This is a genomic window from Candidatus Infernicultor aquiphilus (assembly GCF_002784285.1).
Lineage (GTDB): Bacteria > Atribacterota > Phoenicimicrobiia > Phoenicimicrobiales > Phoenicimicrobiaceae > Infernicultor > Infernicultor aquiphilus.
Window position 1 is genome coordinate 1 of sequence record NZ_PFKO01000302.1, and the last position, 8,267, is coordinate 8,267.

Consider the following 8,267-nt stretch of genomic DNA (forward strand, 5'->3'; position numbering starts at 1 on the left):
TTGCTATCATTGGAGAAGAAGGAGAGAAAATTAAAGAGATTAAAGAAAAAGAAGAACCAGGGAAAATAGATGAAATCCCGGAAAGAGAAGAAATTCCTTCTATGAAGGTTGCTCCTTTGGAAAGAGAAGGACGAATAAAAGCCTCCCCTCTGGCCAAAAAAATGGCTCGAGAAAAAAATCTCGACCTCTCTCAAATGACCGGTACAGGACCGGCTGGAAGGATAGAAAAAAAAGATGTTCTTATCTATCTCTCTTCTGTTTCGGAAAACAAGGCGGATTTTAAAATAGAAAAACTTTCAGGTTTAAGAAGGACCATCGCTGAAAGACTATCCAAATCTTTTCATACAGCGGTCACTTTAACCAATACCACAGAAGTTGATTTTACTGAATTTAAAAAACTAATGAAAGAAAACAAGGTCAGTATAACTTCTGGTTTAGTCTTTTTTCTATCTAAAGTTTTAAGAGAGCTAAATCAATTTAATGCTCACTTTAATCATGACAAAAAAGAAGTAATCATATATAATAATATTCATATAGGCATTGCCGTGGACACGGAAAAAGGATTGATGGTTCCGGTTATCAGAAATACTGACAAATTAAACTTAGAAACAATCAATGACCAAATTAAAAAAATAGCTGATGAAGCAAGAAAAGGTGTAATTTCTGAAAATGATATCAAGGGCTCAACTTTTACTTTGACTAATTTAGGAATGATGAGAACAGAAATATTTACTCCAGTTATTAACCCGCCAGAAGTGGCAATTTTAGGAATCGGAAGAATAATCAAAAAACCTGTGATCGTTGACGAAGATAAAATCAGCATACGGGAGTTAGCTTATCTTTCTCTTTCCTATGACCACCAAATAATAGATGGAGCAGATGCCGCAAAATTCTTAGAAAAATTAGCCAGATTAATTGAAAATCCAGCCCTATTAGGAGGTGAAAGAAAAAAGTTTATAGATCTCTAGCTTCGAGAATAAAAAATTAGAAAATTCATATCAAAAATTTAAGGAGAAAAAAATGAAAAAAATTGTAATTTTAAGTTTAGTCGTCTTACTTTTAATGGGAATTAGTTTTTCCGCAGGTAGTGCACAAGAATTTAAACCCAAAACAGAATATACCATGACCTTAAATGTAGGTAATACCATGGGCTGGGGAATGGGTGCACAAAAATGGTGTGATTTGATCAATGAAAGGACCGGCGGAAAGATTAATGTAAAACCATACTGGGGAAGTCAACTTCTTGCCGGTAAACAGATGAACTGGTTCCAGGCAGTTGCCGAAGGAAGTATAGATTTCGCAGTAGAATCCACTATAAATTCTTCTCCCGTAGTAAAATCACATAACCTTTTCTCTCTACCCTTTTTCATCAATACTTTTGAAAATTTAGACAAAATTGAATATGGCGAAACCGGGAAAAAATTGTTTGCCGAGATGGAGAAAATGCAAGTCAAGGCTTTAGCCTGGGGTGAAAATGGATTTAGACAATTAACCAATAATATAAGACCGGTAAGAACACCGGAAGATACGAAAGGATTAAGATTAAGGGTTTGTCCTACTCCCATATATGATGATATCTTCAAACAATTAGGCGCAGATCCCATTCATATGAACTGGGCAGATGCCGTTACTGGATTCCAACAGGGAGCAGTGGATGGACAGGAAAATCCTTACGGTATTCTTCTTCCGGTTAAAATCTGGGAGTATCATAAATATGTCACGAATTGGAATTACTTAGCTGACCCCCTTCTCTTTGTAGTCAATAAAAGAGTATGGGATTCTTTCCCGAAAGATATACAAACTATTATAAAGGAAACTGCAGAAGAAGCAGGAATGTGGGAAAAGGCCTTTGTAAGAAGAGGACTTGATGGAGATATTTCTATCAACCTTCTAAAAGATAAATTTGGAGAAACTCCTGATATTTTAGATCAAATTGCTTATGTTAAAACTATGGGAATGGAAGTAGCTAAACTGACTGAGGCAGAATTGAATGCCTTCAAAGAAGCAACTAAGCCGGTACTGGATAAATGGATTACTGAAGTAGGAACCGATTTTGTTGCTGCTGCCAAGTTAGATATGGCTAAATAATAAAGCAAATAATAAGTAAAAAGAGGGGGATTTTATGCCCCCTCTTTTTAAAAAATGGAGGAATGAATGGAAGGGAATAAATTAAAAATTGAGGAATTAATTTCAGCAATTTTACTTTTTATCATGGCATCGATTACATTTATAAACGTCTTAAGCAGAAAAATTTTTCATCTTTCTTTTGCCTTTACCGAAGAAGTTACGGTTCATTTTTTTGTATGGGTTACCGTTTTAGGTATTGCTATCGCTTTTGAAAAAGGTGCTCACCTAGGAGTGGTGACTATCTATGACAAATTACCAAAGACCCTTAAAAAAACTGCGGCTTTAATTTCAGCATCTTTAAGTGCTCTTCTTTTTTTAATTGTCAATTATTATGCCTTTAGAGAAATCTATATGGACATAACCATTTTTCATATGGAAAGCGAGGCCTTAAGAATTCCCGAATGGATGTATATTGCTGGAATTCCCCTATTTTCGGTCTTTATTTTTAAAAATATTTATAAAGGATTAAAAATTGAATTTAAAAAAATTGAAGGAGAAGAGGCGAAATAATGCAAATCTTCACTCTTTTTGGAATTTTCGCTCTTCTTCTTTTAATCGGTGTCCCTATCGGAACATCGGTGGGATTTGCAGCAGTATTTTCTATCTGGAAATATGGCCTGGGTGTTACCATGATTTCCAGAAATTTTGCTTCAGGTATTGCTAAATTCCCCTTAATCGCTATCCCCTTCTTTGTCCTGGCCGGCATTTTAATGCAAAAAGCAAAACTTGCAGAAAAAATTTCTAACTTGGCTACAATTCTTGTAGGAAGGGCAACCGGAGGTTTAGCTATTGCCGGGGTCCTGACCTGCCTTTTTTGGGGAGCTGTTTCCGGCTCTGGTCCGGCAACTACCGCTGCAATCGGCTTAACCATTATTCCGGTAATGATTTACCAAAATTATGATAAAAATTTTTCAGCTGCCACCATTGCTGCAGCTAGTGGACTGGCCATCATTATTCCACCCAGTATAGCTTTTATCATATATGGCAATGTAACTGGTGTATCCGTGGGAGCACTTTTTTTAGGAGGAATTATACCAGGTATAATTATCGGTTTATTTTTAATGGTAGCTGCTTATTTTATTTCTAAAAAAAGAAATTTTCGGGGAATAGAAAAAGGGGGAACGGTAAAAGAAATTTTAATGACTACTAAAGATGCTTTTTGGGCCTTACTTGCACCGGTTATAGTCCTGGGAGGAATATATGCCGGCATCGCTACTCCCACGGAAGCTGCTGTTTTTACGGTATTTTATAGTATTTTTGTTGGATTTTTTGTTTACAAAACTCTCACTCTTAAAGGACTTTACGAAGCATTGGTGGGTACGGTTATTACTTCTGCAGTAGTTATGTTTGTAGTTACCTTTGCTACTCAATTCTCCATCGCATCTGCTATTTTAGGCGTAATAGATATCATGGCCGAGAGTATTATTTCTATCGCTAAAACTCCTATAGCAGTACTGCTTCTGGCAAATTTAGCTATCATTATTGCCGGAATGTTTCTTGATGCCATTTCTATTATTTATGTCTTTATGCCTATTTTTATTCCCATACTTAATTACTACCATATCGATCTGTTATTCTTCGGAATAATATTCGTGGTTGCCCTGGCTATTGGACAGATTACTCCTCCGGTTGCAGTTAACCTGTATGTAGCAGCAAATTTAATAAACAGTAACCTGGATAAAGTCGCCAAGGAGGTATGGATATACGTATTCGCAGTTATATTAGGCTTAATATTCCTTACTTTCTTCCCCCAAATCAGTCTATATGTTCCCGTTGCTTCAGGACTTTATATTCCATAATAAATAGCTGATTGATTAGTGTATATTCGTTTATATATTATGACTAAAAGAGTATGATTCAAATGAATCTAATATTAATAAAAATATTAATTTCAACTGCAATAGTTGCACTATTAGCTGAAATTTCAACAAGGATTAACCCGGTCTTAGGCGGAATATTTTCAGGACTTCCACTGGGAGTGGGTTTATCTGTTTATTTTATTTCTTATCAGCAAGGAATACCATTTTTAGTTAGGGGAATCCCCTGGGGGATTTCAGCTCTATCCTCTTCTATATTATTCTGTTTTTTTTATCTGGTGACAGGAAGATATTTCCAACCAAAAAATAATTTAATTTCTATTGCTACTTCTTCATTAATGGGATTTATTTCTTTTTTTGTTTCAGGTTACTTGATTTACAAATTAGGCTTTAATCTTCTTTTGGCTACTATGATATTTTTCATCATATTTTTTATGAATATTTTTATTTTAAAAAAAATAAAAATAAATCAAATAATTAAGAAAAAAAATAAAAATTCTATTACAAAGCTTTTAATTCGAGGATTAATGGCAGGAACTATCATTTCAATACTTACAGAAATTGCTTCAATTGCTGGAAGCAGGTGGGCGGGAATTTTAAGCTCTTTCCCATCTACATTATTTGCTTTATTAGTCCTTTTGCATTTTGAAGAACAAAAAAATTTATATCCTTCGGTTATTTATGGATTTTCTTTTAGTGTAAGCACTTTGCTGGTTTTTTATATTTCTTGTTGGTATTTACTCCCAAAGCTTGGGTTAAATTTAGGTTTCGTAGCAATTTATTTTATATCGATCTCTTATCTATTTTTACTCAATAAAAACAAAAATATTTTTATTAAAGAAATATATCATTACAACTAGCTAACTCATATCAAATCTACATTTTCTTAAAAACTACTTTCTCATTTGTATCATCCAAATCAACTTCTAATTTATCCCCCTCTTTAAAAACTCCCTCCAGAATCTGCGAAGCCAAGGGGTCTTGAATGTATCTTTGAATAGTTCTCTTCAAGGGTCGAGCACCATAATGGGGATCATACCCTTTTTCAGCTAAAAATTCCTTTGCTTTTGTAGTCACTTTCAAACCAATCTTCTTGCCCTGCAATCTCTCCTTTAGAATATTCAACTGAATATCCACAATTTTAATAATCTGTTCTTTATCCAAATGGTTAAAGATAATTATCTCATCAATTCTATTTAAAAATTCTGGCTTAAAGTGCTCACGAAGAGAATCGTTTACTTTCTGCATGACAGATTCTCTATTCTCCTCGTTCATTTCGTAAATCCACTGGCTTCCAATATTCGAAGTCATAATCAAAATAGAATTTTTAAAATTAACTACCCTGCCCTGTCCGTCAGTTAGGCGGCCGTCATCTAAAATCTGTAACAAAACATTAAAAACATCGGGATGGGCCTTCTCAATTTCATCAAAGAGAATAACTGAATAAGGTTTGCGTCTGACAATTTCAGTGAGTTGACCACCTTCTTCATATCCTACATAGCCGGGCGGGGCACCGATTAACCGGGCCACACTGTGTCTCTCCATATATTCAGACATATCAATACGCACCAAGGTGTTTTCATCATTAAATAAAAAAGCGGCCAAACTTCGAGCAAGCTCGGTTTTCCCTACTCCTGTGGGTCCCATAAAAATAAATGATCCTACCGGTCTATTGGGGTCGGCTATCCCCACTCGAGATCTTCTTATCGCATTGGAAATTAATCTAATCGCCTCATCTTGTCCAACTACTCTTTTGGTAAGCTCTTCTTCCATTCTGACTAATTTATTCGCTTCGCCTTCCATAAGCCGGCCAACAGGGATACCAGTCCATTTAGAGACAACCTCTGCAATATCCTCTTCATCCACTTCTTCTTTAAGCATCTTGGTCTCTTTTTGTAAAGAAGCCAACTTTTTATTTTCTCCCTCTAATTTTTTTTGAAGCTGCGGCAATACGCCATACCTTAACTCGGCTACTCGATTAAGATTCCCTTCTCTCTCTGTTTTTTCGGCTTCTAATTTAGATTTTTCCATATTACTTTTTATCTCATGAATTTTTTGAATATATTCTTTTTCATTATTCCAATGCAATTTCATGCTATCCCTTTTTTCTTTAAGGGAACTTAGTTCCCGCTCTATCTTTTTTAAACGTTCTTGAGAGCCAGTGTCTTTCTCTTTTTTTAAAGCTTGTTTTTCTACCTCTAATTGAATAATTTTTCTCTCCACTTCATCTATTTCGATAGGCATACTATCAATCTCTATTCTTAGGCTAGCAGCTGACTCATCAACTAAATCGATAGCTTTGTCAGGTAAAAATCTATCGGAAATGTAGCGGTCAGATAAGATAGCTGCTGCGATTAAAGCGGAATCTTTAATTTTTACCCCATGGTGCACTTCGTATTTTTCTTTTAAACCTCTTAAAATAGCAATAGTATCTTCTACTGAGGGTTCTTTAATCAGGACAGGCTGAAAACGCCGCTCTAAAGCTGCATCTTTTTCGATATATTTTTTGTATTCTCTTAAAGTAGTCGCCCCAATACAGTGTAATTCTCCCCGGGCTAAGGCTGGTTTTAACATATTGGAAGCATCTATGGCGCCTTCGGCTGCTCCGGCTCCTACTAAAGTATGAATTTCATCGATAAAAACAATGATTCCTCCTTCAGATTCCTGAACCTCCTTTAAAACTGCTTTTAGACGATCTTCAAATTCCCCTCTATATTTTGCACCTGCCACCATAGAACTTATATCCAGGACTATTATTTTCTTATTCTTTAATCCTTCCGGAACATCTCCCCGTACAATTCTTTGAGATAGGCCTTCGGCAATGGCAGTTTTCCCTACTCCAGGTTCACCTATTAGCATAGGGTTGTTCTTGGTACGGCGGGAGAGAATTTGCATCACTTTTCTTATCTCTTCGTCCCGCCCAATCACCGGATCGAGTTTTCCTCTGCTGGCTAACTCTGTTAAATCACGAGAATAACGTTCCAAAGCCTGATATTTCTCTTCCGGATTTTGATCAGTCACTCTTTGGCTCCCTCGAATATTTACCAAGGCTTGATAAATTTTATCCTGGTTAATCCCTTCTTCTTTTAATAAATCACCAACCCTGGTTCCTTCTGCTTCAACCAAAGCAATAAATAAATGTTCCGTACTAACATATTCATCTTTTACTTTTTGAGCTTCCCGTTGAGCCGTATTTAATATATCGTTAAGTTCATTTCCGATATATTGCTGCCCTCCACCACCTCCATAGACTTGAGGAATTTTTTCTAATACTCTTTCTAATTTTACTTTAAGTTCTTCAGAACTAACTTCTAATTTCTGCAATACCGAAGGCACAACTCCGTCTTTTTGATTAATTAATGCTAATAAAAGATGTTCACTTTTTATCTCTTGATGGTTATAGTTGGAAGCAATTTGCTGCGCTTCACCAATTGCTTCCTGAGCTTTGATAGTAAATTTATCAAATTTCATCATCTCTATCACTCCTTTACAATCATGTCAGGGGACGGTTGTCCTTCGCGTGTCAGGGAACGGTTCTTTGACACATTTTCTAAACCTTTAATCAAAATATCATTCTCTTCTTTATTTCCTACAGTTATACGCAAAAAATATCTGGAGGTTGAAAAAGCTGGGTCAGAAACTGTTTGAACTAAAATGCCTTGTTTTAATAAATTATTATAAACTAAGTCTGTATTTTCTTTAGAACCAACTTCAACCAGAACGAAATTAGTCCGCGAAGGGTGAGCTTTGAAAGAGGGAAGTTCATTTATTCTATTTATTAATCTTTCGCGTTCTTTAATAATCTTCTCTATACTATCTTTCAAAATTTCTTTATTTTCAAAAACCGCCTGGGCGGCAAGTTGAGAAAAAGTATTTACATTAAATGGACTTTTAACTTTTCTCACTTCATTTATGATTTCAGGATTAGAAAGTAGATATCCCACCCGTAAACTGGCTAAACTGTAAGCCTTAGAAAATGTTCTAAGAATAACTAAATTATCGTATTGAGAAATAAGAGGGACAAAAGTCTTTTCCCCAAACTCATAGTAAGCTTCATCCACTACTACCAAACAACCTGATTCTTCAATTATTTTTATAATCTTATCCTCAGCAAAATAATTTCCGGTAGGAGCATTAGGATAAGCTATAAAAACTATAGAAGAATCTTCTTTTTTTGCTTCCTCTAAAACTTTATCCTCATTTAAACTAAAATTGCTCTGACTTAAAGGAATTTGTACAAAATTAGATCCGTTAATAATTGAATAAATTTTATACATGGCAAAAGAGGGTGCGGTGGTAATAATTCTTCTTCCTTTTTCGGAG

7 protein-coding genes are annotated in these 8,267 nt (G+C 35.3%); 5 read left to right on the top strand and 2 right to left on the bottom strand.

Features of this window, described 5'->3' with window-relative positions; genetic code table 11:
* The 5 genes from COZ07_RS08340 to COZ07_RS08360 form a co-directional block, all read left to right on the top strand.
* Positions 1–968, top strand: a 968-nt coding sequence (locus COZ07_RS08340) for a dihydrolipoamide acetyltransferase family protein (RefSeq protein ID WP_406608105.1), incomplete at its 5' end; no start/stop codon positions are given.
* Positions 969–1,020: 52 nt separating this feature from the next.
* A complete protein-coding gene (locus COZ07_RS08345; RefSeq protein ID WP_406608106.1) occupies positions 1,021–2,088 on the top strand; it encodes a DctP family TRAP transporter solute-binding subunit in 1,068 nt (355 codons plus the stop codon).
* A gap of 66 nt (positions 2,089–2,154) precedes the next feature.
* On the top strand, positions 2,155–2,637 hold the full coding sequence (locus COZ07_RS08350) for a TRAP transporter small permease (RefSeq protein WP_406608107.1): 483 nt from the start codon (positions 2,155–2,157) through the stop codon (positions 2,635–2,637).
* Positions 2,637–3,926 carry a TRAP transporter large permease gene (locus COZ07_RS08355; RefSeq protein ID WP_406608108.1) on the top strand — a complete coding sequence of 430 codons (1,290 nt, stop codon included), beginning with the start codon at positions 2,637–2,639 and terminating at the stop codon, positions 3,924–3,926. Before COZ07_RS08350 ends, COZ07_RS08355 begins: the two co-directional genes overlap by 1 nt.
* A 62-nt stretch (positions 3,927–3,988) precedes the next feature.
* Positions 3,989–4,804: a hypothetical protein gene (locus COZ07_RS08360; RefSeq protein ID WP_406608109.1), complete on the top strand. Its 816-nt coding sequence runs from the start codon at positions 3,989–3,991 to the stop codon at positions 4,802–4,804.
* Positions 4,805–4,820: 16 nt separating this feature from the next.
* Here the strand turns inward: COZ07_RS08360 and clpB are convergent, their stop codons facing one another.
* Both clpB and COZ07_RS08370 read right to left on the bottom strand, forming a co-directional pair.
* Complete coding sequence (gene clpB / locus COZ07_RS08365) at positions 4,821–7,415, bottom strand: ATP-dependent Clp protease ATP-binding subunit (RefSeq protein WP_406608111.1); 2,595 nt, start codon at positions 7,413–7,415, stop codon at positions 4,821–4,823.
* A gap of 8 nt (positions 7,416–7,423) precedes the next feature.
* A partial coding sequence (locus COZ07_RS08370; protein WP_406608110.1) for a histidinol-phosphate transaminase occupies positions 7,424–8,267 on the bottom strand: 844 nt, incomplete at its 5' end.